The sequence below is a fragment of the Ramlibacter rhizophilus genome, from assembly GCF_004681965.1.
In the GTDB taxonomy this organism is placed as follows: Bacteria; Pseudomonadota; Gammaproteobacteria; order Burkholderiales; family Burkholderiaceae_C; genus Ramlibacter; species Ramlibacter rhizophilus.
This window is the reverse complement of sequence record NZ_SMLL01000003.1, coordinates 498964-520477: the sequence shown is the minus strand read 5'-3', so window position 1 is coordinate 520477 and position 21514 is coordinate 498964. Positions and strand designations below refer to the sequence as shown.

The following is a 21514-nucleotide window of genomic DNA, read 5'->3' as shown; positions in this document are numbered from 1 at the left end:
TCAGCGTCTCACCCCAGCAGCGCACGCGAGCGTCCGCCGCGTCGCCGGTCGGCCTTGGGCAGCTCGGCCTCGGCCGCCAGCTGCGCGGCGCGCAGCTGCATGCGGGCCAGCGCCTCGTCGAGCGTGCGCACCTGGTCCGCCGAGAGCACGGCGAGGATGTCGCGGTTGATGGCCTGCACCTCCGGCATGAGCTTTCGGTAGAGGCTGCGGCCGGCCTCGGTCAGCGACAGCCGCGCCTGCCGCCGGTCGGCGGCACCGGCCGTGCGCTGCAGCAGCTGCTTGGCGACCATGGAGGTGATGGCGCGCGAGGTGCGCGCGCGGTCGAGCTGGATGCGCTCGGCCAGCTCGGAGGACAGCAGCGCTTCCGCTTCCCAGAGCGCCGCGATCACGCGCCATTCGCGCCGGGTGATGCCGTGCCGGCCCTCGCACAGGCGGATGACCATGGTGCCGGCCGTGGCCGTGAGCCGGCCGAGGCGGTACAGGAGGAGATCGTCCAGCCGCTCGGGCTGGCGCAGGCGCGAGGGGCGGGCAGGCATCAGGGTTTGTGCGGTGGATGATTGATTTGATCAATGAATTCTCCGCGAACTAGAGTTGCCCGATACGGGCCACCGCAGATCGCACGGGCCCGAGGAGACAAGCATGAACCGACGCAATATCTTCCTGGGCGCCGCCCTGGCCCTCTCGGGCGCCCTCGCCTTCGCGCAAGCCGCGCCCGCGCTCGACGGGCCGCTGCGCATCGTCTCGGGCTATGCACCAGGCGGCTCCACCGACCGCGTCGCCCGCATCGTGGCCGACAAGCTCCAGGCCAAGCTGGGCGTTCCCGTGGTGGTGGAGAACAAGACCGGCGCGGGTGGGCGCCTGGCGGCCCAGCAGGTCAAGAACACGCCGGCCAACCAGAACGTGCTGATGGTGGGCAACCCCGCCGTCATGGTGGTCGCGCCGCTGGTGTTCAAGGACGCCGGCTACGACCCGCAGCGCGACTTCGTGCCCGTCTCGCACGTGAACGACTACGACTTCGGCCTGGCGGTCGCCACCGCCGTGCCGGTCAAGGAGCTGAGCCACCTGATCGCCTGGATGCGCGCCAACCCCGAGAAGTCCAACTTCGGCGTGCCGGCCACCGGCAGCCTGCCGCACTTCTTCGCGCTCATGACCGGCGAGAAGGCCGGCGTGAAGGCCGAGGTGGTGGGCTACCGCGGCTCCGGCCCGCTGATCACGGACCTGATCGGCGGCCAGGTGCCGGTGGCCTTCGACACCTTCGAGACCTTGCTGCCGCAGCACGAAGGCGGCAAGCTGCGCATCCTGGCCATCGGCGGCGAGAAGCGCTCGCCGTATGCGCCGCAGATTCCCACGCTCAAGGAGCAGGGCCTGAACCTGGTGGGCACCGGCTGGAACGCCCTCTTCGCACCCGCCAGCATGCCCAAGGAGAAGGTGGACCTGCTGTCCAAGGCCATTCACGAGGTCATGCGCGATCCGGACACCGTCAAGAAATTCAACGACGCCAAGATGACGCCCGTGGCCGCCACGCAGGCGCAGACCCGCGCCATGCTGGACGCCTACCGCAAGCAGTGGGCGCCGGTGGTGCAGCAGTCCGGCTACACGCCCTGATTTCGTTTCCCCGGGAGAACACCATGCATGCCACTTCCCACCTGCGCCGCAGCCTGCTGATCGCAGCCGCCCTGGCCCTCTCGGCCGGCACGGCCCTGGCGCAGCCCGCCGCCTGGCCCGACAAGCCGGTCAAGTTCGTCGTCGCCTTTCCGCCAGGAGGCCCGCTGGACGTGCTCGCACGCGCAGTGGCGGACTCGCTGCAGAAGGACTTCAAGCAGACCTTCGTCGTCGAGAACAAGCCCGGCGCGGCCGGCAACATCGGCGCGGACAGCGTCGCCAAGGCCCCGGCCGATGGCTACACGGTGCTGCTCGGCATCGACACCATCTACACGGTCAACCCGCACATCTACAAGGCCGCACCCTTCAAGACCTCCGAGCTGCGTCCGGTGATGGTCATGAGTTCCTCGGGCCTGCTGGTGGGCGTGAACCCGCAGACCGGCTTCAAGTCCATGAAGGACCTGGTGGCCGCGGGCAAGGCCAAGGGCGTGAACTTCAGCTCCGCCGGCCCCGGCAGCCCCGGCCACCTGGCCGCCGAGATGGCCACCGACGCCACCGGCATGAAGATCAATCACATTCCCTACAAGGGCAACGCGCCGGCCGTGACGGCCGTGCTCTCCGGCGAGGTGGACGGCGGCGTGCTCGCCACGCCCGGCATGCTGCCGCACGTGAAAGCCGGCAAGATCACGCCGCTGGCCGTGACCAGCCGCCAGCGTTCGCAGCTCGCGCCGGACATTCCCACGGTGAGCGAAGCCGGGCTGCCGCAGCTCGAACAGGAAGTGCTCTACACCATGCACGTCCCCGCCGCCACGCCGGACGCGGTGGTGCAGAAGCTGCAAAAGGGCGTGGCCGACGCCCTGGCCCAGCCCGCGCTGCGTGAGCGCCTGAAGGCCCTGGACATGCACTACGAAGGCCTGGCCGGCGAGCAGGCCGCCAAGCGCCTGTCCGACCTGCACGATCGCTACGGCAAGGTCATCCGCGCCACCGGCATGAAAGTCGAATAAATGAGCTCCACGCAGAAGCGTCCCAACTTCATCTACATCGTCGCCGACGACCTGGGCTTCGCCGACCTGGGCTGCTACGGCGGCCGCGAGGCCGAGTTCGGCGCCGTCTCGCCCGTGCTCGATGCGCTGGCCGCGAACGGCCTGCGCTTCACGCAGGGCTATTCCAACTCGCCGGTGTGCTCGCCCACGCGCTTCGCGATCATGACCGCGCGCTACCAGTACCGCCTGCGCGGCGCGGCCGAAGAACCGATCAACAGCCGCGCGCGCCACAGCACCACGCTCGGCCTGCCCACCGAGCAGCCCACCCTGCCCTCGCTGCTCAAGGGCGCGGGCTACCGCACGGCCCTCATCGGCAAGTGGCACCTGGGCTACCCGCCCACCTTCGGGCCGCTGCGCTCGGGCTACGAGGAGTTCTTCGGCCCCATGGCCGGCGGCGTGGACTACTTCACCCATTGCGCCGGCACGGGCGACCACGACCTGTACTTCGGCGAGGAGGAAAAGCACGAAGAGGGCTACCTCACCGACCTGCTGTCCCGCCGCGCCGTGGACTACGTGGACCGCATGGCGGCGCAGGAGGCGCCCTTCCTCCTGAGCCTGCACTACACCGCGCCCCACTGGCCCTGGGAGACGCGCGACGATGCGGACAAGGCGCCCGAGGTGCGTGACAACCTCTTCCACCTGCACGGCGGCAACATCCACACCTACCGCCGCATGATCCACCACATGGACGAGGGCATCGGCTGGATCGTGGAGGCCCTGCGGCGCAACGGGCAGTTGGACAACACCCTCATCGTCTTCACCAGCGACAACGGCGGCGAGCGCTTCTCGGACAACTGGCCGCTGGTGGGCGGCAAGATGGACCTGACCGAAGGCGGCATCCGCGTGCCCTGGATCGCGCACTGGCCCGCCGTCATCCGGCCGGGGCGCAGCAGCGCGCAGCACTGCATGAGCATGGACTGGTCCGCCACCATGATCGAGGCCGGCGGCGCCGAGCCCGACCCGGCCTATCCGCTCGACGGCGTGTCGCTGCTGCCCGTGCTGCGCGAAGCCGGCGCGGAGTTCGCCCGCCCCATGCACTGGCGCATGAACCACCGCGGCCAGCGCGCCACGCGCGACGGCGACTGGAAGTACCTGCGCGTGGACGGGCACGACTACCTGTTCAACATCCCCGCCGACGAGCGCGAGCGCGCGAACCAGGCCGGCCGCGACCCGCAGCGCCTGGCCCGCATGCGCGAGGCCTGGGAGGCCTGGAACGAGACCATGCCCGCCATTCCCGCGGATGCGACCGTGAGCCTGGGCTACGGCTACAAGGACATGCCGCAGCGGTGAGCGGCGCGAGGGATGGTGCGAAAACACCCTCCCCCTCTGGGGGAAGGAGCGAAGCCGGGCCTTGCCCATCGCGTTTAAGCTCGGCCACTGATGTCCAAGCTTCGCCACTGGTTCCCCTTCCTCGACTGGCCGCGCCCTGACGCGGCCCTCCTGCGCGGCGAGCTGGCCGCGGCGCTCACGGTGGCGGTGGTCATGATCCCGCAGTCGGTGGCCTACGCCGGCTTGGCGGGCATGCCGCTGGTCACCGGCCTGTACGCCACCTTCCTGCCGGCGCTCGCGGCCGTCCTCTTCAGCCGCTCCACGCGGCTGTCGGTGGGCCCCTCGGCTCTGAGCGCGGTGCTGGTGGGCGCGTCCCTGGTGGGCCTGGCCGAACCGGGCAGCGCGCAGTGGGTGGCCCTGGCCGTGTGGCTCGCGCTGCTGGCCGGCGTGGTGCAGCTGGCCGTGGGCCTGAGCGGGGCGTCGTGGCTGCTGAACCTGGTGAGTTCGCCGGTGCTGGCAGGCTTCAGCCAGGCGGCGGCGGTGCTGATCATCGCCTCGCAGCTGCCGGCCTTGCTCGGACTGAAGGGCGCCCTGCTCCAGGCCTTGCAGGCGCCGAGCCCCGAGTGGGAAGGCCTGGCCTACGGCGTGGTCGCCCTCACCCTTTTCGAGGCCGGCAAGCGCCTCATGCCCAAGCTGCCCATCGTGCTGCTGGTGCTGGCCGGCGCCGCCGCCCTGAGCGCCGCCACCGGCTATGCCACGCGCGGGGCGGTGGTGGGCCAGCTGCCCGCCGGCCTGCCCGGCTTCTACTGGCCGGGCCTGCTGCCCTGGGAACAGTTCGCCACCCTCATCGCACCGGCGCTCGTGCTGTCGCTGGTCACCTCGCTGGAAATGGCGGCCAGCGCCAAGATCGAGAACCAGCGTGAGGGACGGCGCTGGGACGCGAGCCAGGACCTGGTCGGCCAGGGCATGGGCAAGCTCGCCGCAGCCTTCTCGGGCGCCTTCCCGGTCAGCACGTCCTTCTCACGCTCGGCCATCACGCTGTACGCCGGCGCGCGCACGGGCTGGGCCACGGTCTTCGCCACGGGCGTGGTGCTGGGCGTGCTGCTGTTCCTCACGCCGGCGCTCTACTACGTGCCCTCCCCGGTGCTGTCGGCGGTGGTGGTCACGGCCGTGGTGGGTTTGATCAAGCCGCGCCTGGTGCCGGCGCTGTGGCGGCTGCACCGGGTGGAGGCGGTGATCGCGGTCGTCACCTTCGCGGTCACGCTGCTGTCGGCGCCGCGCATCTACTGGGGCGTGCTCACGGGCGTGCTGCTCGGGCTGGTGCACTTCCTGCATCACCGCCTGCACCCGCGCATCATCGAGGTCGGCCTGCACCCGGACGGCAGCCTGCGGGACCGCCACCTCTGGAAGCTCGCGCCCATCGCGCCCGAGACCTACGCGCTGCGCATGGACGACGAGCTCGACTTCGCCTCGGCCAGCGCGCTGGAGCGGCAGGTGGTGGAGTACGTGGCCAGCCATCCCGGGCTGCGCCACGTGTGCCTCTTCGCGCAGCCGATCAACCGCATCGATGCGACCGGCGTCGAGATGTTCGGGCAGCTGCGGCGCTTCCTGGTTGGCCGCGGCATCACGCTGCACCTGAGCGGCCTGAAGCTGCCGGTGCAGACCATGCTGGAGCGGGCGGGCGAGCTGCGGGAGGATCCGCTGCTGCGGCTGTACCGGACCGACGGGGAAGCGCTGGCGGCGTTCGAACAAAGCAGGTCCTGATCGGGACCTGATTCGCGAGTCGCTGGTCAGCAGCCTCGGTGTCGGACTGGATGGTCCACCCCCTTTGGCATGTGGTCTGGTGAAGCCTTCTCCTTCATCATCCATTCGACCGTCCGTGCGACGAACTCCGCCTTCATTGCGGAGTCGGGTTCAAGCCCGGTCGTTGGGGCGTCATTGAATGCGCTGCGCAGCTCCCGCTCGATGGCTGCCGCGCTGCAGCGCTTATCCTCGATGAGCGTCCTCAGTGCGGACGAGATCGTCGCGAGGCTGTAGTAATCACGCGCGTGGGCAACACCATCCCGGATGAGTCCGCAGATGGCGCCTGCAAGCTGGTCTTCCGAGAGGCTGCGCCCGGTGGCCTCATCGAAATCGACGATGCGCCACACCATCGTATGGACGCCGGCGCCGTTGGCCTTCTTGCCCCGCCACTCGTCGCAGGCCATCTTCAACTTTCCGGCTGCGTCCTGCGGTTCGTCGCCAGCGCCCGCCAGCTCGCGGGCAAGCGCCTGCCGATGCTTCAGATAACTGGAAATCCCCACGCCGATCAATGGGGTCATAAAGCCGAACAACGGAGCAGCAACAAGACCGCCGTGCCGCACCGTGCCGGTCCCCAACAAGGACGCACCGGTGACGCTGCTCACAACGAGGCTCGACAGGACGACGGCAAAGCTTCTTTTCTCGAACGGCTCGGTCTCCAAGGGCGAAATCGCACGCACCAGTCGCGGCGTAGCCCCGACGGTGACGGCGGTGTCAGCCCATGCGGTCCGCTTGGAGTCTCGCGGGATCGATGCGGCAGGCGGGGTCTGAACGCTGATGGAGAAGGCGGCGGGGGTGGCGGTCATGGGCGGGGCCTCGCGGGAAGTTGCGCGGACTGCGGAGGGCCTCTCGGCGCCTGAGCAGCATGGGGGAGCCGGCTCATGCCGGCGCCGGGAGCATGACGGCTGAACGCCCGGGGCGGCTTTCTAGCCGCTGACTTCCTGCCGCAGGCCTTGAGCGACGCTTCCGCGCTGCGGCCGCCCATCTCCAATCCGCACCAGCTCACTCGCGGGGCGGAGTCAGCTCGCGCATCCCGGGCTGCAGCGGCCCCAGCAGCGACTCGATCTCCCGCAGCACCTCCCCCGCCACCCGCTCGCCTTCGGCAATGGCCAGCGCGCCGCGATGGAAGTCCATCAGCGCGAGCTGCGCCAGGCGCGGGCGCACCATCACGTCGGCCGGCTCGCCGGCCAGTCGGCTGCGCGTGATGCGCACCTGCATGATGTTCAGGCTCACGCCCAGCACGTCGAACATGGACAGCGTCGGCGTCGCCACCTCGCGGGGCGCGCCGCTGCGCACGCGGCCCAGGCCCAGCGGCAGGCGGCCGAGCCAGCTCGCCAGCACGCCCGGCGACTGCTCGCGCGCCTCCATTTCCAGGTGACGGCCGATCAGGTCCCAGTTCAGGTCCACGGCGATGACGATGTCGGCCCCCATGGCGCGGCACAGGGACACCGGGACCGGATTGACCAGCCCGCCATCGACCAGCAGGCGGCCGTCCATCTGCGCCGGCGTGAACAGGCCCGGCAGCGCCATGGACGCGCGCACGGCGTCCACCACGGAGCCTTCGCGCAGCCACACCTCGCGGCCATTCGCCAGCTCGGTGGCGACGGCGCCGAACTGCACGGGCAGGTCCGCGAAGGCGCGGTCCTCGAAGTGCCGGCGGAAGAACGCGAGCAGGCGCTCGCCCTGGATCAGGCCGCCGGCGAGCGTGGTGAAGTCCAGCAGCCCCATGACCGACTGCCAGCTGAGCCCGCGCACCCAGTCCTCCAGCCGATCGAGCTGGCCGGCCGCGTAGGCGGCGCCGACCAGGGCGCCGATGGAGGTGCCGCACACCACGTCGGGCACGATGCCGGCGCGCTCCAGCACGCGCAGCACGCCGATGTGCGACCAGCCGCGGGCTGAACCGCTGCCGAGGGCCAGGCCGATCTTGGGGCGTCGAGGAGTGGGCATGGCTGGGAATCGTACCCGCGCCGGGCACTCGCCTCGGGCGCGCCGCACACCCGCCTACGCGCTCACGATCCAGCCCTCCAGCGGATCCAGGTCCGCCGGCAGGCCATAGGCGGGCGCGCCGTGGCGCTCGGCCCAGGCGGCCTGCACCAGGCACAGCACGGCGTCCAGCCGGTCGCCGCTCGCGTCGTCCACCAGCGCATCCCGCTGCGCGTGCGTGAGCTTCAGGCGCAGGCCCAGACGCGTGCGCCCCAGCTCCAGCGCGGCGAGCAGGTCCTTGCGGGCGATGAGCCGCTCGGGCGTGTGCCTGGCGCGGTCGTCGCTCTTGTAGCTGCGCCGCCCGATCAGCTCGCGCGCGAGCAGGCCGGGGTAGGCCTCCAGCGCCACGCGGCCGGCGTCTCCCGCGTGGAGCCCGGGCAGGTGGACGCCCGCGTCGATCAACAAGGGAACCGCCGCGTGCAGCATCCAGGCCACCGGCGGGTTGACCCACTTCATGGAGGGACTGGAGCCGGCGCGCCGGTCGAAGGCGCGGTGCGCGAACTTGGCGCCTGCGGGTCGCGCGGCGCAGAAGGCAGCGAAGGTGTCGCGGATCTGCGGGCGCGTGAGGCTGGCGTAGTGGTCCATGCAGGCCCGCCACTCGCGCGGCCAGCCCAGGTGCTCCACCAGCTCGCGCGGCAGGCCGAAGGGGAAGTCGAAGCCGCCCACCCACGCGGCCGGGCGGCGCAGCCACTGCGCGAAGGCATCGAGCGTGGGCAGGGCCTCCAGTCCGGTGAGCTGAACGCGCTCGCCCAGGCGCGTGCCGTGCGCGAGCACGATGGGTTTGCGGGGCGTGGGGGCGCTGGAGAAATCGCAGCCGGCCAGCGGCGTGCTCACCGGGCGACGATCAGGCGCGGCCGCAGATCGCGGCGGTGGCCATCAGGTCTTCGAGCAGGGCCAGCGACACGCGGCCGGAGACCGAATACGGGTCCAGCTCGGGCTTTTCGGAGTACTTGAGCAGCACGGTCTGGTTAACCTTGGTGGTGTTCACCGTGCCCATGGTCCAGCCGCTAAAGCGGCGCTCGGAAATCTCTTCGTAGTGCAAGAGGGCCACGTCCTTGTGGCGCGGATCGCGCTGGATGTGGCCGTACAGGTCCGACACCGGCATGCGGCCGCCCTCGATGGCCTGCAGGAAGATGCCCCCGCCGTAGCACAGGATGCCGGTGATCCCGCAGGTGGGGTTGTGCTGGCGTGACTGCGCGAGGATCGACTCGATCACGTCGGGGCTCGGGTCCACCGCGCGGCTGCAATAGAGAAGTCGCACCAGCATGTGGCTCATCCCTTGGGCAGCAGGGCCAGGAATTCGCGGCGCAGCGTCGGGTCCTTGAGGAAGGCGCCGCGCATGACGGAATTGATCATGCGGCTGTCCATGTCCTTCACGCCGCGCCAGGCCATGCAGTAGTGCGTGGCCTCCATCACGATGGCCAGGCCGTCGGGCTGCGTCTTTTCCATGATGAGGTCGGCCAGTTGCACCACCGCCTCTTCCTGGATCTGCGGCCGGCCCATCACCCATTCGGCCAGGCGCGCGTACTTGGACAGGCCGATGACGTTGGTGTGCTCGTTGGGCATGACGCCGATCCACACCTTGCCGATCACGGGGCAGAAGTGATGGCTGCAGGCCGAACGCACGGTGAGCGGCCCCACGATCATCAGCTCGTTCAGGTGCTCGGCGTTGGGGAAGTCCGTGATGGGCGGCGGCTTGACATAGCGGCCCTTGAACACCTCGCGCAGGTACAGCTTGGCGACGCGGCGCGCGGTGTCGTTGGTGTTGTGGTCGCTGTCGGTGTCGATGACCAGGCTGTCCAGCACGCCCTGCATCTTGACCTCGACCTCGTCGAGCAGCGCCTCCAGCTCGCCCGGCTCGATGAACTCGGCGATGTTGTCGTTGGCGTGGAAGCGCTTGCGGGCCGCCCGGATGCGCTCGCGGATCTTGACCGAAACGGGCGTGCCTTCGTCATCCGCCGCATGGGCGAGGGTGGAGGGAGTCGGTTCGGCTTTCATGGGCAGGGGGATGCTAACACCGGGGTTGCCGCGGCATGGCTCAAGCGCGGCAGAAGGCCCGTACCGCGTACAGCCATGCAGCCCGTGCCGCCGTCGTCCTTCATCAATTAGGGTACGCCATGGCTGGGACAACTAATTCGATTCACCTAAACTCCGCGCCGGACCGCCCCCGTGCGCCGCGGCGCCGCTGCCCGGGCCAGCCCGGGCGCTTTCGAGAGGAATCGACCACCATGCCTGCATCCGACACCACCGTGGACGTGCTGCGCCAGCTCAGTGGCGCCAGCGGGCCGCCGGGCGCAGCCCCGAGCGCCCTGCCGACCCCGGCGAACAGCGCCGCGCCCGCCTCGACCATCGGCGACTTCCTGCGGCCGAGCCCGCAGTTGCACCCGGCATTCCGGCGGGCGCTGGCGCCGACCGCCCTGCGCCGCAACCACAAGGGCCAGCCCATCGAGCTGTCCATGGGCAGCGAGGAGCGGCTGGAGCAGCCGGACACCTTCGAGCCCAGCGCGGCGGCCTGCGCCCTGCCCCAGATGCGCGGAGCCGGCTGGATGCGCGACCTGCGCGAAGCCATGAGCCTGGGCACCCGTGCGGCGCGCACCCTGGAAAGCGCCGTGCGCGCCTTCGCCGCATCGACCGAGCGCTCGGCCCAGCGAGGCACGCTGCTGGAAGCGGTGATCGACGCCTGGACCGCCACCGGCGAATTCGGCTGGACCGTCCATGCCAGGGAGAACCGGCTGCAGATCGTCCTGCACTTCCTGCCCTTCAAGCTCAGCGCCGAACCGGGCCCCAGCCCGGTCGCCTACGACCACGAACTCACGCCCGAGAGCATCCGCTTCTACCAGGAGCTGAACGCGCTGTATGCCTTCAACGGCGTGCCCTACCGCCCCGCCCCGCCCAGCTTCCGCCAGTACCTGGATGGCGAGCACATCGCGCGCGTGGTGCAGGTGATCGGCCTCTACGACGGCGACGTCATGGAAGACGCCTGGCACCTGCTGGCCGACAGCGTCTACACCGCCCTGGCCCTGCAGACGCGACTGAAGCCCTATGTCGATGCGACCGGCTTCACCGTCGAGGACGACACCCCCCACCTGCACGCCGAGGGCCTGGCGGCGCTCCTGGTCCAGCTGCACGGCACCCACCCGCGCATCGCCCGCGGCGACCTCCTCGACTTCATCGTCTATTTCCGCACGCAGGCCATCGCCGCCCATCACTACGAACCCCTCACCGCGTTGCTGCGCGACTGGATCGCGGCCGATGGCGACCTCATGCGGAAGATGATGGACGATGCCCGCGTCACCGTGGACGGCCGCCCCTACGTCCCGCCGCTGCCGCCCCTGTCCGCCCAGGTCGTCTGGCCGCCGAAGGAAATGATGACCACGCTGGTGGAGTTGCAGCCGAAGCTGCCGGCACCGGGGCCGCAGGACAGCTAAGCCTCGCCGGGGGCGGCTTCTTGCCGCTCCCGCAATCCTTGCGGGCGCCGTGGCGAGTGGCAGATTTGCCAGGGCCGCGGTAACACCGAAGGGCTCTTGACGCCTGGCTGTAGCTATATACAACTACACTGCGCCACCGGGAGCTGAACCGCCCCGCCTTCGTTGGCGCACTCCCGGTCTTCACATTCAACGTTCCCGGCTGACGCTGCGCGACGTCACCGCGTCCCGAAGCAGCAGCGCATCGACCCTCAGGAGGAAACATGCTCGAACTGATCGAACGTTCACAGCGCAAGCGCAGTTGGCTCGGAGGATGCGCGGGCTTCTTCGTCGTGGCAACCATCACTTCCTTCGTCAAGGAAGGCGGCGAACCCCGCGGCCCACTGACCTTCTTCCTCACCCCGCTTTGGCTATGGGCCGGCCCGCAGGGCATGACCATCATCTTCTACATCTGCGCAATGGCCTGCCTGGTCCGCTATTTCATCGGACCCAAAGTCGATCCGAATGGACCTCCTCGGTGGTGAGGGCAATCAGTAGAAATACAAGCACTCTGCCTCAGCGGGAAGCTTTGATATCAATGAACAAGTCAAGCATAGAGGAAACACAATGCTCAGCGGGCGCGAGACCGTCAGCGGATACATCAGGAATCTCCCCCGATCATTGGAAGGTAAGTTAGTCCTTTTTATCAGCGCAACATCGCTGTTATTGGCGACCCTGAACTGGGCGGAGCCGGGTTGGCTGCCCGTCAAAAGCGGTTCGTCCGAGAAGTGGGTTGCAACGTGGCTCCTGTGCCCACCACTGCTGCTGGTATTCCACATCAACCTCTCGATAACCAGCGTGGACCAGAGGAGTATGTTTGATCGACTCTATCGGCTCGCGTTTCTATCAGCGCTTCCAACCTTCAACTTCATTTCGAACTTTATATATTGATCTTGTCACTTCCGGGCCGAGCAATAGAAGTACTTCGGAGAACCGAAGATACGCGCGGGCTTGCCGATGCGTTCAAGAAGTTCCAAGAAGCGGACGCGCTCGCAGACTATACAGCGGCAACCGGCGATATAGCAGCTTCCGCTGCCGTTGGAGGGTTGACCTATACAGCGCTTCCCCCAACGCCATCCGCGATGCGTCCTGGCCTGGCGATCAGCGTAACCTGGCGAACTCATTTCTTCGGCTTACCCGCCTTTTCAATGATCACATGAGCAGCTACGTCTTCTTTATATGCGTTTCTTATGTCGCTTTCACGCTGATTGCGATAGCACTGAACAAACTCTTCAACGGCAAGCGGCGGATTAGCATTAGACAAGTCGACGCTTACGCCGTTTACACCGTGGCTGTTGTTGCTCTCGCTTACGCAGCCTGGATAACTCTCACCGACTAAATCAAATCCAATGTCACGTTTCGCAATCAGCCTTCCGGTCAACTTCATCGCGACGAATGGTTTTGGCTTTCCATTTGGGCCTATTCCGGGCTGGGGGCTGCTCTTTACGTCACTCCCAGCTGGCGCCAACTCAGATCGTGTTCCTTTGCTAGCAACGACAGCTGACGGTACAGCGTATCGGGATTTACGGGACCCCTCCGGAATCTGGCGGGCCCCAGGGACTGACGAGCCGCTACCGCCTGATCGCCAATCGGAGATCAACGCCAGTTGGAACGCTGCCCGCGACATGCTTCGCGAGCTGTGCATTGACCAACCGCAAGTGTGGGAGCCACTGCCCGTCAATCTTGCAGTCAACTCACACTTCAACGCCGCCCTCACCCCACCCCCTCGCGACCCCCTCGTCCTGGACCTCGACGGCGACGGCATCGAGACCACGCCCATCGACGACACCCCAACCCTCTTCGACCACAACGCCGACGGCATCCTCACCGCCACCGGCTGGATCGCCCCCGACGACGCGCTCGTCGTGCTGGACCTGGATGGCAATGGCCGCATCGACAGCGGCCGCGAACTCTTCGGCGACAACACACGCCTGCCGGACGGCACGCTGGCGCGCGACGGCTTCGAGGCGCTGGCGCAGCATGACGCCAATGGCGACGGGCGCATCGACGCGGCGGACCCGGTCTATGGGCGGCTGCAACTGTGGCGCGATGTCAATGGCGATGGCGTGAGCCAGTCCGGTGAACTGAGCGCACTGGCCGACAGCGGCATTGCCAGCATCAATGCCGTGGGTACGCCGCACACGCAGGCACTGGGCCACGGCAACACGCAGGTGCTCAGCGGCGGATTCACGCGCACCGACGGCGGCGTGGGCGGCAGCGGCACGACGGAGCTGTCGGGGAGTCTGCTTCTGGCAAGCAATAACTTTTTTCGGACATTCACGGACAACCCAGAACTTAGCGACTCAGCGCGCGCGCTGCCGCAGATGCGCGGCTCGGGCTGGGTGCGGGATTTGCGGGAGGCGATGAGCCTGGGCACGCCGGAGGCTGCTGGCCTGGAGGAGGCGGTGCGCGCCTTCGCAGAGTCTGGCGACCGAACATCGCAACGCGGGGAACTTCTGCGTAATGTGGTCGATGCCTGGGCGGAGAGCTCGGGACGCTTGAACGATGCGCGCTTCCTGTACCCCCTGATCACCGAAGGGAACATCCAGACCACCGGCGGCCTCAGTGAGCTGGCCGATGCCATGGCGTTCTTTCAAGTCACCTTTGAGGGCATGACCTACATGCCAGAGACGGGTGACCGCCAGGCCAGACAGGTCTCCGCGGAGAGCGTGGACTTCATGGGCCGGCTGCATGTCCTGGAGGTGTTCAATGGCTCGCACTTCGTGCAGGTGCCGGTGAACCGGGGCGCGATCGAACAGACGCAAGTCGGCGCAACCAACGCGGCGGGTGCGTCCGGCGGTGGCGGCGCGGCGACCGGTCGCTTTCAGTTCAACGTGACGATCACCGGGCCGCAGGTGGCGATGTTGGAGCAAGCCTGGACCGCCCTGTCCGACAGCGTCTACGCCGCCCTGGTCCTGCAGACCCGCTTGAAACCGTATCTGGACGCCATCAACATCGTCATCGACGAGGACGGCGTGCGCCTGGACGGCAGCGCCATGGCGACGATGCTCGCCGAGCGACACACGACCGACGCTCTGGCCGCCGGCGGCGACCTCGTGGACCTGGTCGCCCTGTTCCGCCCCCAGCTGATCGCCACCGGCCAGTACCAGCCGCTCATGGACATGCTGCGCGAGTGGGCCGCCGTGGACGGCGACGCGCTGCGGGCGATGATGGCCGACTACCGCATCACCGTCGGCGACAGCCGACAGGGCAGCCTCCTCGACGAGGTGATGCTCGGTGGGGCTGCCAACGACACGCTGTATGGCGAGGGCGGAAGCGATGTGCTGGACGGCGGCGCCGCCAACGACCAGCTGTTCGGCGGCAATGGCGACGACACGCTCAGCGGCGGCGCTGGCGACGACCATCTCGTCGGCGGCGCCGGCAACGACACCTACGTCTGGGGCGCCGGCCAGGGCCACGACACCATCAGCGAGCAGGGCAACTGGCCTTCGCCCACCGAGGCGGACGTGATCGCCCTCACCGGTTTGCGCCCTTGGGACGTGAAGCTGGAGACCGATGGCAACCAGAGCCTGATTCTGCGCATTCTGGAGACGGACGAGACATTGCTGGTCCAGTACGGACTCAACCCGAGCCAGCCCTACCAGCAGGTCGAGCGGCTGCAGTTCGCCGACGGCACCGAGATGGACATGGCGGCCGTACGCGAGGTGATCGCACGCGGCGGGTTGACGCCACCACCCAACACGGCGCCGGTGGCGGGCACGGCCACACTGCCCGCGGTGAGCACCGCAGCGGGCGAGGTGCTGTCGCTGCAACTGCCGCAGGACCTGGTCACCGATGCGGACGCCGGCGACACCCTCGCATGGCGCCTGGACCGGGCCGACGGCTCGGGCCTGCCCGAGTGGCTGAGTTTCGACCCGGCGCTGCTGTTCATCGAAGCGCGGCCTGGCCACGGCGACGCGGGCGAATGGGGCCTGCGCCTGCAGGCCACTGACCGCGCCGGGGCATCGGCCAACGTAGAGCTCATGCTATGGGTCAGCTCCGCGGCGGAAAGGGAGATAGCGACGGAAGCGACACCAGAAACGCAGCAGCTAGGAGCGACGGAAGCGCCTTCAGCGTCCGGCGCGGAGCTGGCCACACCCACTGCAAGTGCGGAGTCTGTACACGCCGACTGGCTTTTCGCCTGAGGACGAGCCCCGCCATGGGCTGTCGGAGCTTCGCCCCGTGCGCAGGCCCCTCGACAGGCTTCCAATAAACAGCGCACCCAGTCCCAAACCGTTCGGGCTGAGCCTGTCGAAGCCCATCGCCCCAGACCACCACCCGAGCCCTTCGACAAGCTCAGTGCGAACGGATGTTTTGATCGGGCATGTCTCTCAACAAACAGCGCACCCAGCCCCAAACCGTTCGGGCTGAGCCTGTCGAAGCACATCGCCCCAGACCACCACGCGAGCCCTTCGACAAGCCCATGGGCGAACGGATGTGTTTGATCGGGCATGTCTTTCACCCCTCCACCGCCCGCTCACGTCGACATCAACAGCGCCTCCAGGTCCTGCAAGGTGTTCGCCTCGTGCAGCGGCTTGTCGGCCCGGATGCGCAGCATGCGCGGGAAGCGCACGGCGATGCCGCTCTTGTGGCGGCCGCTGCGGTTGATACCTTCGAAGCCCAGCTCGAAGACGAGCGTGGGCCGCACGCTGCGGACCGGGCCGAACTTCTCCACCGTGTTGCGGCGGATGAGCGCATCGATGCGGCGGAACTCCTCGTCGGTCAGGCCCGAGTAGGCCTTGGCGACGGCGACGAGCTGCAGGCCACCCGGCGCTGGCGGCTCGCGGCGGGCGATGGCTTCCACCACGGCCTCGGCTTCCTCCCGGCTGGCCGGCGCGCGGCTCCAGACGGCGAAGGTGTAGTCGGTGTACACGGACGCGCGCCGGCCGTGGCCGGCCTGCGCATAGACCAGCACGCAGTCCACGCTCATGGGGTCGATCTTCCACTTCCACCACAGGCCATCGGCCTTGGTGCGGCCGGTGCCGTAGGCGGCGTCCAGGCGCTTGAGCATGAAGCCTTCCAGGCCGAGTGCCCTGGCCTGCTCGCGGCGGCGGGCCAGCTCCTCCCAGGAGTTCGCCCGCTCGATGGGCGACAGCGGCATGGGCCGGCCCTGCAGCAGTTCCTCCAGCCGCGCGCGGCGCTCGTGCTGGGACAGGGTGCGGATGTCCTGGCCGGCCTCTTCGAGCAGGTCGTAGGCCATGAAGGTAACGGGTGCGTCGGCCAGGACCTTGCGGGTGACCGTCTTGCGGCCGATGCGTTGCTGCAGCAGCGCGAAGGGCGCGGGCTGGCCGGCCAGGCCCCAGCCCACGTCCACGCGCGCTTCGCCGCCTTCGGCCGGCGGCGCGCGCCAGGCCATGATTTCTCCGTCCAGCACGGTGCCGTCCGGCAGCGGCTGCGCGAGGGCGACGATTTCCGGGAAGCGGTCGGTGACCAGCTCCTCGCCGCGCGACCAGATCCACACCGCGCCGCCGCGCTTGACCACCTGGCCGCGGATGCCGTCGTACTTCCATTCCACCTGCCACTGCGCCACCGGGCCCAGGCGGGCCTCGAAGTCCTCGGCGGCGCCGTCCAGCGGGTGCGCGAGGAAGAAGGGATAGGGCTGGCCGATGTCCGCGGCGCTGCGCTCGGCGCCGGGCGCCGGCGTGGCGATGAGGGCGGCCAGGCGCTCGGCCGAGGGCATGCTGCGGCCGTCCGTGTAGCCCATCATGCGCTGCGCCACGAGCTTGGCGTCGATGCCGCCATGCGCGGCCAGCGCGCGCTGCACCAGCAGCTTGCTCACGCCGACGCGAAAGCCCCCGCCCACCAGCTTGAGCAGCAGGAAGCGCCCCTGCCAGTCCAGCTCGCTCCAGTAGCCGCGCACCCGCTCGGCGATCTCCGGCGGCGGCAGCCCGCGCAGGGGCAGCAGGCGCTGCTCCACCCAGTCGGCCAGGCCCAGGGTGGAGACCAGCTCGCCGCGCGGGAGCACGTGGGCGATGGTCTCGGCGATGTCGCCCACGGCCTGGTAGCACTCGTCGAAGAGCCAGGGCGCGATGCCCGCTTCCTCGCAGGCCAGCTGCGCCAGCGTGGCCATGGGCGCCACCTGCCGCGGCTTGCCGCCGGCAAGGAAGTACACCGCCCAGGCGGCATCGCGCGGCTCGGCCAGCGCGAAGTAGCGCTGCATGGCTTCCACCTTGGCGGCGGTGGAGGTGGTCGCATCCAGCTGCGCGTACAGGGCCGCGAACTGCCTCATGCCAGCCAGCCGCGGCCCAGCATCAGGGCAAAGAGCACGAGCACGCCCGCGAAAGCCGGCCAGCCCAGGAGGAACCAGACGCGGAACCAGCGATGAAACTGCGGGCCCAGCGCGGCGACGGAGGGCGCCGCGCGCGCCGCGTTGCGCAGGCGGACCTGCAGCACCACCACTGGCAGCCAGCACGCGCCCACGAAGACGTACACGCCGAATACCCACGCGAGCCACGGGCTGGTCCAGCTGCCGCCCGCCATGTGCCACAGCAGAAGGCCCGTGATGGGCTGCAGCACCGCCGCCGTTGCCGTGAAGACGGTGTCGGCCGTGACCGTGAGCGACAGCACCCCTTGCAGCAGCGCGAGCTGGTCCTCGCGCAAGGCCTTGCGATAGCCGAACCAGGCAAAGAAGGCGATGCCCATGCCGGTGCCGAACAGGATGGCCGAGCCGATCAGGTGCAGGTACTTGAGCGCGAGGTAGGTCATGCGGCGGGTGGCTCCAGGTCGGCCTCGATCCGGTCGTCGCCGTACTCGGTGGCGAAGGCCTCGGCGCGCAGGCCCTGCTCCGTGAGGTGGCGCACCATCACCGGCACGCTGCCGTGGGTGACGATCACGCGCGAGGCGCCGGTGGCCGCGATGGCGCGGTGCAGGCCGGGCCAGTCGGCGTGGTCGGAGAGCACGAAGCCGCGGTCGTAGCCGCCGCGCCGACGCGCGCCGCGCAGCTGCATCCAGCCGCTCGCGAAGGCGACGCTGCTGTCGCCGAAGCGGCGCAGCCAGGTGCTGGCCGTGGCCGAGGGCGGGCACAGCACCAAGGCGCGGCGCAGGCTGGCCTTGTCGGGGATGTCGGTGACCAGCGCGGTCGGCGGCAGGGCGACGCCGGCCTCGCGGTAGGCGCGGTTCAGGGGCTCCACCGCGCCGTGCACGACGATGGGGCCGATGGCGGGATCGACCCCGGCCAGGATGCGCTGCGCCTTGCCGAAGCTGTAGCAGGCCAGCACGCTCGCGCGCCCCGCCGCGGCATTGGCCGCCCACCAGGCGTTCATGTCCGCGAAGAGTTCCTCGTCGGGAAGCCACCGGTAGATCGGCAGGCCGAAGGTAGATTCGGTGATGAAGACCTCGCAACGCACCGGCTCGAAGGCCGCGCAGGTGGGGTCCGGCGCCACCTTGTAGTCGCCGCTGGCCACCCACACCTGCCCGCCGCATTCCAGCCGCACCTGCGCGGAGCCGAGCACGTGGCCCGCGGGATGCAGCGAGACGGTGACGCCGTGGTGCGTGATGCGCTCGCCATAGGGCAGCGTCATCAGGTTCAGTTCGCGGCCCAGGCGGGCGCGCAGCACGCCTTCGGAGGGCGTGGCGGCCAGGTAGTGGCCATGGCCCACGCGCGCATGGTCGGCATGGGCGTGCGTGATGACAGCGCGCCCCACCGGGCGCCAGGGGTCGATGTAGAAGTCGCCGGGCGGGCAGTAAAGGCCCTCGGGGCGCTGCACGACCAGGTCGCCGTTCACAGGTACTTCTTTCCCTGCACGACGAGGGCCAGGCGCATCACGCCCAGGGCCAGGTACTCCAGCCCGCGTTCGCGCCAGGGGCGGCGCGCGTACTGCGCCGGGTCCATGGCCACGCCCTGGTGCTCGATGGCGTGCAGCAGGCGCAGGCGCAGGCACTCGGCGAAGGCGCCGTCCTCCACCATCATGTTGGCCTCGCGCGCGAGCAGCAGGCTCAGCGGGTCCAGGTTGGACGAGCCCACGGTGGCCACGCGGCGGTCGAAGACCGCCACCTTGGCATGCAGGAAGCTGCGCGAGTACTCGTGGATCTCCACGCCCGCGCGCAGCAGCGCGTCGTACACCGGCCTGGAGGCGTAGTACTGCATGAAGTACTCGTAGCGGCCCTGCAGCAGCAGCATCACCCGCACGCCGCGCCGCGCCGCGCGAATGAGCGCGCGGCGCAGGCGCCCGCCGGGGACGAAGTAGGCGTTCGCGATGATGATCTCGCGCTGCGCGCGGCCGATGGCGCGCAGGTAGCTTTTCTCGATGTGGCGGCGGTGGCGCAGGTTGTCGCGCAGCAGCAGGGCGACCTTGGCCTGCGCGGGCGCGCCGGCGTCGTCCCGCCACCGGGGCTGCGCGGCCAGGGGCGGCGGCGAGGCCAGCACCTCCGACAGCAGGTGCGGATCGAGCTGGCGCACGGCGCGCAGGCGTTGCCAGAGCTGGTGCATGGCGTGCCGCACGTCCGCCACCACGGGCCCGCTCACCTGAACGGCGAAGTCCAGGCGCGGCGATTCCAGCGCGCCGTGGTTGGGGTCGTGCCAGTCGTCCAGCAGGTTGATGCCGCCGCAGAAGGCCAGGCGCGCATCGACCACGCACAGCTTGCGGTGCAGCCGCCGCCAGCTGCCCGGCCAGGCCACGCCCAGGCTGCCCAGGGGGGCATAGACGAGCCAGCGCACGCCGGCGGCGTCGAAGCGCTCGCGCCAGTGCGCGGGCAGCTCGGGCGTGCCGAAGCCGTCGACCACCACGCGCACGGCCACGCCACGCCGCGCCGCGCGCTCCAGCGCCCAGGCGACTTCGGCGCTGGCGCTGGTGAAGTCGAAGATGTAGGTCTCCAGCCAGACCTCGTGCGTGGCCGCGTCCACGGCCGCCACCAGGGCCGGGAACAGCTCGGCGCTGCCTTCGAGCAGCGCGATGCGGTGGCCCGGGCGCAGGGGTGGCAGGCGCAGCGACATCGTGGCGCGGCTAGAACGCGAACTCCGCGATCAGCGGCAGGTGGTCCGACATGCGCCACCAGATGCGCCCGCGCGGGATCATGAGGCTGCGCGGCTGCAGGCCGCGCGCGTACACGTAGTCGAGCTGCGCGAGCGGCAGCCGCGCGGGGTAGGTCAGGCCGCGCAGCCAGTCGCAGTCGTGCAGGCCCAGGGCCTTCATGGGCGCGCGCAGCTTGCCGCCCCAGTCATTGAAGTCGCCCGCGACCACCAGCGGCTCGTGGGCGGGCACCTCGCGCTCGACGAAGTCGGCCAGGCGCTGTACCTGCCGCACCCGGCTGCCGGCAATGAGGCCCAGATGCACCACGACCACGTGCACGGGCCGCTCGTGCACGTGCAGGCCCACGTGCAGCAAGCCGCGCTGCTCGAAGCGGTGGTCGGACATGTCCTCGTGCCCATGCGAGAGCACGGGCCAGCGCGTGAGCAGCGCATTGCCGTGCTCGCCGTGGCGGGTGAAGGCATTGGTCTGGTAGACGGCTTCGTAGCCTTCGGGGCAGAGGAACTCGGCCTGCGGCAGCTCGGGCCAGCGCTTGAAGTAGATGGACTCGCGGCGGTGGAGCTTGCGCACCTCCTGCAGGCACACCAAGTCCGCGTCGAGCTGTTCGATTGCGTGGCCGAGGTTGTGGATTTCCAGCCGCCGCGCCGGTCCGATCCCCTGCACGCCCTTGTGGATGTTGTAGGTCGCCACCCGGAGCACTTCGGTCATCGACGGAATTCTGGCAGCAAGAGGATCGCTTCGGCGTTGGACGGGGAGAAGCAGGCGTCGGCCGCCTCGCGCCAGGGCAGCCAGCGGAAGGCCCGGTGCTCGCGCGCGTCCAGCGTCACGGTCGTGCCCGGCGGCACGCACAGGCCGAACAGGTGCTCGGTGTTGCGCACGGTGCCCGGCGCGTAGCGGTGCAGCCACTGCGGGTAGATGTCGTACACGTTGACCAGGCCCCAGTCGCTCAACTGCGCCTGCAGCGGCGTTCCGGGGCCGCATTCGATGCCGGTCTCCTCCCACACCTCGCGCGCGGCGGTCTGGCGCAGGTCCTCGGCGGGCGTGTCCTTGCTGCCGGTGACCGACTGCCAGAAGCCCGGCGCATCGGCGCGCTCGATCAGCAGCACCTCGAGCGCGGGCGTGTGGATCACGACCAGGACGGACTCGGGGATCTTGAAGGGGCGCAGGTCAGTCACCGGAGGCTGGTCTCAGCCGGCCGGAGGGTCGGCCGGGCAGATCGGCCCCGCCTGCTGCCTCAGCGCCTGGAAAGCCTCGAAGTCCATCATCACGGTGTCGGGGCGCCCGTCTATCTCGACGATGACGGGATCGGCCTTTGCCTGATCGCAGTAGTACTCGAAGTGCTTCTCGGCCTCGTCGGCAGTGACTTGCATGGGACCTCCTGGGGTCC

The 21514-nt window shown here is 69.3% G+C and carries 21 protein-coding genes; 7 read left to right on the top strand and 14 right to left on the bottom strand.

Annotated features, from left to right (window positions below; genetic code table 11):
- Window positions 1–8: 8 nt before the first annotated feature.
- Window positions 9–536 (bottom strand): MarR family winged helix-turn-helix transcriptional regulator, encoded by a 528-nt coding sequence (locus EZ242_RS08905; RefSeq protein ID WP_135284780.1) that lies wholly within the window; start codon window positions 534–536, stop codon window positions 9–11.
- 103 nt (window positions 537–639) lie between these two features.
- On the opposite strand from EZ242_RS08905, the gene EZ242_RS08900 reads away from it, so the two are divergent.
- The 4 genes from EZ242_RS08900 (at window position 640) to EZ242_RS08885 (ending at window position 5678) form a co-directional block, all read left to right on the top strand.
- A complete protein-coding gene (locus tag EZ242_RS08900) occupies window positions 640–1605 on the top strand; it encodes a Bug family tripartite tricarboxylate transporter substrate binding protein (RefSeq protein ID WP_135284779.1) in 966 nt (321 codons plus the stop codon).
- Window positions 1606–1628: 23 nt separating this feature from the next.
- Complete coding sequence (locus EZ242_RS08895; protein ID WP_135284778.1) at window positions 1629–2606, top strand: Bug family tripartite tricarboxylate transporter substrate binding protein; 978 nt, start codon at window positions 1629–1631, stop codon at window positions 2604–2606.
- Entirely contained in the window at window positions 2607–3935 is a 1329-nt protein-coding gene (locus tag EZ242_RS08890; protein ID WP_135284777.1) for a sulfatase family protein, read from the top strand.
- A gap of 90 nt (window positions 3936–4025) precedes the next feature.
- The gene (locus tag EZ242_RS08885) at window positions 4026–5678 is read left to right on the top strand and encodes a SulP family inorganic anion transporter (RefSeq protein ID WP_135284776.1); all 1653 of its coding nucleotides are present in this window, start codon (window positions 4026–4028) and stop codon (window positions 5676–5678) included.
- Between the two features lie 26 nt (window positions 5679–5704).
- Here the strand turns inward: EZ242_RS08885 and EZ242_RS08880 are convergent, their stop codons facing one another.
- The 5 genes from EZ242_RS08880 to folE form a co-directional block, all read right to left on the bottom strand.
- Window positions 5705–6520 (bottom strand): hypothetical protein, encoded by an 816-nt coding sequence (locus tag EZ242_RS08880; protein ID WP_135284775.1) that lies wholly within the window; start codon window positions 6518–6520, stop codon window positions 5705–5707.
- Window positions 6521–6716: 196 nt separating this feature from the next.
- The gene (gene rssA, locus EZ242_RS08875; protein WP_135284774.1) at window positions 6717–7661 is read right to left on the bottom strand and encodes a patatin-like phospholipase RssA; all 945 of its coding nucleotides are present in this window, start codon (window positions 7659–7661) and stop codon (window positions 6717–6719) included.
- 54 nt (window positions 7662–7715) lie between these two features.
- Entirely contained in the window at window positions 7716–8531 is an 816-nt protein-coding gene (locus EZ242_RS08870; protein ID WP_135284773.1) for a DUF429 domain-containing protein, read from the bottom strand.
- A 10-nt stretch (window positions 8532–8541) separates the two neighbouring features.
- The gene (locus tag EZ242_RS08865; RefSeq protein WP_135284772.1) at window positions 8542–8964 is read right to left on the bottom strand and encodes a BLUF domain-containing protein; all 423 of its coding nucleotides are present in this window, start codon (window positions 8962–8964) and stop codon (window positions 8542–8544) included.
- A 5-nt stretch (window positions 8965–8969) separates the two neighbouring features.
- Window positions 8970–9695 carry a GTP cyclohydrolase I gene (gene folE / locus EZ242_RS08860; RefSeq protein ID WP_135284771.1) on the bottom strand — a complete coding sequence of 242 codons (726 nt, stop codon included), beginning with the start codon at window positions 9693–9695 and terminating at the stop codon, window positions 8970–8972.
- Window positions 9696–9925: 230 nt separating this feature from the next.
- Between folE and EZ242_RS08855 the strand changes: the two genes are divergently transcribed.
- Together EZ242_RS08855 and EZ242_RS08850 are read left to right on the top strand one after the other, a co-directional pair.
- On the top strand, window positions 9926–11125 hold the full coding sequence (locus tag EZ242_RS08855; RefSeq protein ID WP_135284770.1) for a hypothetical protein: 1200 nt from the start codon (window positions 9926–9928) through the stop codon (window positions 11123–11125).
- Between the two features lie 260 nt (window positions 11126–11385).
- The gene (locus tag EZ242_RS08850) at window positions 11386–11646 is read left to right on the top strand and encodes a hypothetical protein (RefSeq protein ID WP_135284769.1); all 261 of its coding nucleotides are present in this window, start codon (window positions 11386–11388) and stop codon (window positions 11644–11646) included.
- Between the two features lie 635 nt (window positions 11647–12281).
- On the opposite strand, the gene EZ242_RS08845 is transcribed toward EZ242_RS08850, so the two are convergent.
- Window positions 12282–12548, bottom strand: coding sequence for a hypothetical protein (locus tag EZ242_RS08845; protein ID WP_135284768.1), 267 nt, complete (start codon window positions 12546–12548; stop codon window positions 12282–12284).
- Between the two features lie 238 nt (window positions 12549–12786).
- Here EZ242_RS08845 and EZ242_RS08840 point away from each other — a divergent pair, with 238 nt between their 5' ends.
- Complete coding sequence (locus EZ242_RS08840) at window positions 12787–15306, top strand: putative Ig domain-containing protein (RefSeq protein WP_135284767.1); 2520 nt, start codon at window positions 12787–12789, stop codon at window positions 15304–15306.
- A 332-nt stretch (window positions 15307–15638) separates the two neighbouring features.
- Here the strand turns inward: EZ242_RS08840 and EZ242_RS08835 are convergent, their stop codons facing one another.
- From EZ242_RS08835 to EZ242_RS08805, 7 genes are read right to left on the bottom strand one after another with little or no spacing between them, the layout of a single operon-like run.
- Window positions 15639–17390, bottom strand: coding sequence for an ATP-dependent DNA ligase (locus EZ242_RS08835; protein ID WP_135284766.1), 1752 nt, complete (start codon window positions 17388–17390; stop codon window positions 15639–15641).
- Window positions 17387–17866 carry a DUF2269 family protein gene (locus tag EZ242_RS08830; protein WP_135284765.1) on the bottom strand — a complete coding sequence of 160 codons (480 nt, stop codon included), beginning with the start codon at window positions 17864–17866 and terminating at the stop codon, window positions 17387–17389. Before EZ242_RS08830 ends, EZ242_RS08835 begins: the two co-directional genes overlap by 4 nt.
- Window positions 17863–18885: a ligase-associated DNA damage response exonuclease gene (locus EZ242_RS08825; RefSeq protein WP_135284764.1), complete on the bottom strand. Its 1023-nt coding sequence runs from the start codon at window positions 18883–18885 to the stop codon at window positions 17863–17865. The genes EZ242_RS08830 and EZ242_RS08825 overlap by 4 nt, the downstream gene beginning before the upstream one ends.
- The gene (gene clsB, locus EZ242_RS08820; protein ID WP_135284763.1) at window positions 18882–20093 is read right to left on the bottom strand and encodes a cardiolipin synthase ClsB; all 1212 of its coding nucleotides are present in this window, start codon (window positions 20091–20093) and stop codon (window positions 18882–18884) included. The genes EZ242_RS08825 and clsB overlap by 4 nt, the downstream gene beginning before the upstream one ends.
- A gap of 10 nt (window positions 20094–20103) precedes the next feature.
- The gene (locus EZ242_RS08815) at window positions 20104–20835 is read right to left on the bottom strand and encodes an endonuclease/exonuclease/phosphatase family protein (protein ID WP_135284762.1); all 732 of its coding nucleotides are present in this window, start codon (window positions 20833–20835) and stop codon (window positions 20104–20106) included.
- Window positions 20832–21293 (bottom strand): dihydroneopterin triphosphate diphosphatase, encoded by a 462-nt coding sequence (nudB, locus tag EZ242_RS08810; RefSeq protein ID WP_135285000.1) that lies wholly within the window; start codon window positions 21291–21293, stop codon window positions 20832–20834. The genes EZ242_RS08815 and nudB overlap by 4 nt, the downstream gene beginning before the upstream one ends.
- A 21-nt stretch (window positions 21294–21314) precedes the next feature.
- A complete protein-coding gene (locus tag EZ242_RS08805) occupies window positions 21315–21497 on the bottom strand; it encodes a type II toxin-antitoxin system Phd/YefM family antitoxin (RefSeq protein WP_135284761.1) in 183 nt (60 codons plus the stop codon).
- Between the last annotated feature and the right edge of the window lie 17 nt (window positions 21498–21514).

Excerpts from the sequence above, each read along its gene's own strand:
- EZ242_RS08905 (WP_135284780.1), bottom strand. The coding sequence starts at position 536 with ATGCCTGCCCGCCCCTCGCGCCTGCGCCAGCCCGAGCGGCTGGACGAT.
- EZ242_RS08900 (WP_135284779.1), top strand. The coding sequence starts at position 640 with ATGAACCGACGCAATATCTTCCTGGGCGCCGCCCTGGCCCTCTCGGGC.
- EZ242_RS08895 (WP_135284778.1), top strand. The coding sequence starts at position 1,629 with ATGCATGCCACTTCCCACCTGCGCCGCAGCCTGCTGATCGCAGCCGCC.
- EZ242_RS08890 (WP_135284777.1), top strand. The coding sequence starts at position 2,607 with ATGAGCTCCACGCAGAAGCGTCCCAACTTCATCTACATCGTCGCCGAC.
- EZ242_RS08885 (WP_135284776.1), top strand. The coding sequence starts at position 4,026 with ATGTCCAAGCTTCGCCACTGGTTCCCCTTCCTCGACTGGCCGCGCCCT.
- EZ242_RS08880 (WP_135284775.1), bottom strand. The coding sequence starts at position 6,520 with ATGACCGCCACCCCCGCCGCCTTCTCCATCAGCGTTCAGACCCCGCCT.
- rssA (WP_135284774.1), bottom strand. The coding sequence starts at position 7,661 with ATGCCCACTCCTCGACGCCCCAAGATCGGCCTGGCCCTCGGCAGCGGT.
- EZ242_RS08865 (WP_135284772.1), bottom strand. The coding sequence starts at position 8,964 with ATGCTGGTGCGACTTCTCTATTGCAGCCGCGCGGTGGACCCGAGCCCC.
- folE (WP_135284771.1), bottom strand. The coding sequence starts at position 9,695 with ATGAAAGCCGAACCGACTCCCTCCACCCTCGCCCATGCGGCGGATGAC.
- EZ242_RS08855 (WP_135284770.1), top strand. The coding sequence starts at position 9,926 with ATGCCTGCATCCGACACCACCGTGGACGTGCTGCGCCAGCTCAGTGGC.
- EZ242_RS08850 (WP_135284769.1), top strand. The coding sequence starts at position 11,386 with ATGCTCGAACTGATCGAACGTTCACAGCGCAAGCGCAGTTGGCTCGGA.
- EZ242_RS08845 (WP_135284768.1), bottom strand. The coding sequence starts at position 12,548 with ATGAAGTTGACCGGAAGGCTGATTGCGAAACGTGACATTGGATTTGAT.
- EZ242_RS08840 (WP_135284767.1), top strand. The coding sequence starts at position 12,787 with ATGCTTCGCGAGCTGTGCATTGACCAACCGCAAGTGTGGGAGCCACTG.
- EZ242_RS08835 (WP_135284766.1), bottom strand. The coding sequence starts at position 17,390 with ATGAGGCAGTTCGCGGCCCTGTACGCGCAGCTGGATGCGACCACCTCC.
- EZ242_RS08830 (WP_135284765.1), bottom strand. The coding sequence starts at position 17,866 with ATGACCTACCTCGCGCTCAAGTACCTGCACCTGATCGGCTCGGCCATC.
- clsB (WP_135284763.1), bottom strand. The coding sequence starts at position 20,093 with ATGTCGCTGCGCCTGCCACCCCTGCGCCCGGGCCACCGCATCGCGCTG.
- EZ242_RS08815 (WP_135284762.1), bottom strand. The coding sequence starts at position 20,835 with ATGACCGAAGTGCTCCGGGTGGCGACCTACAACATCCACAAGGGCGTG.
- EZ242_RS08805 (WP_135284761.1), bottom strand. The coding sequence starts at position 21,497 with ATGCAAGTCACTGCCGACGAGGCCGAGAAGCACTTCGAGTACTACTGC.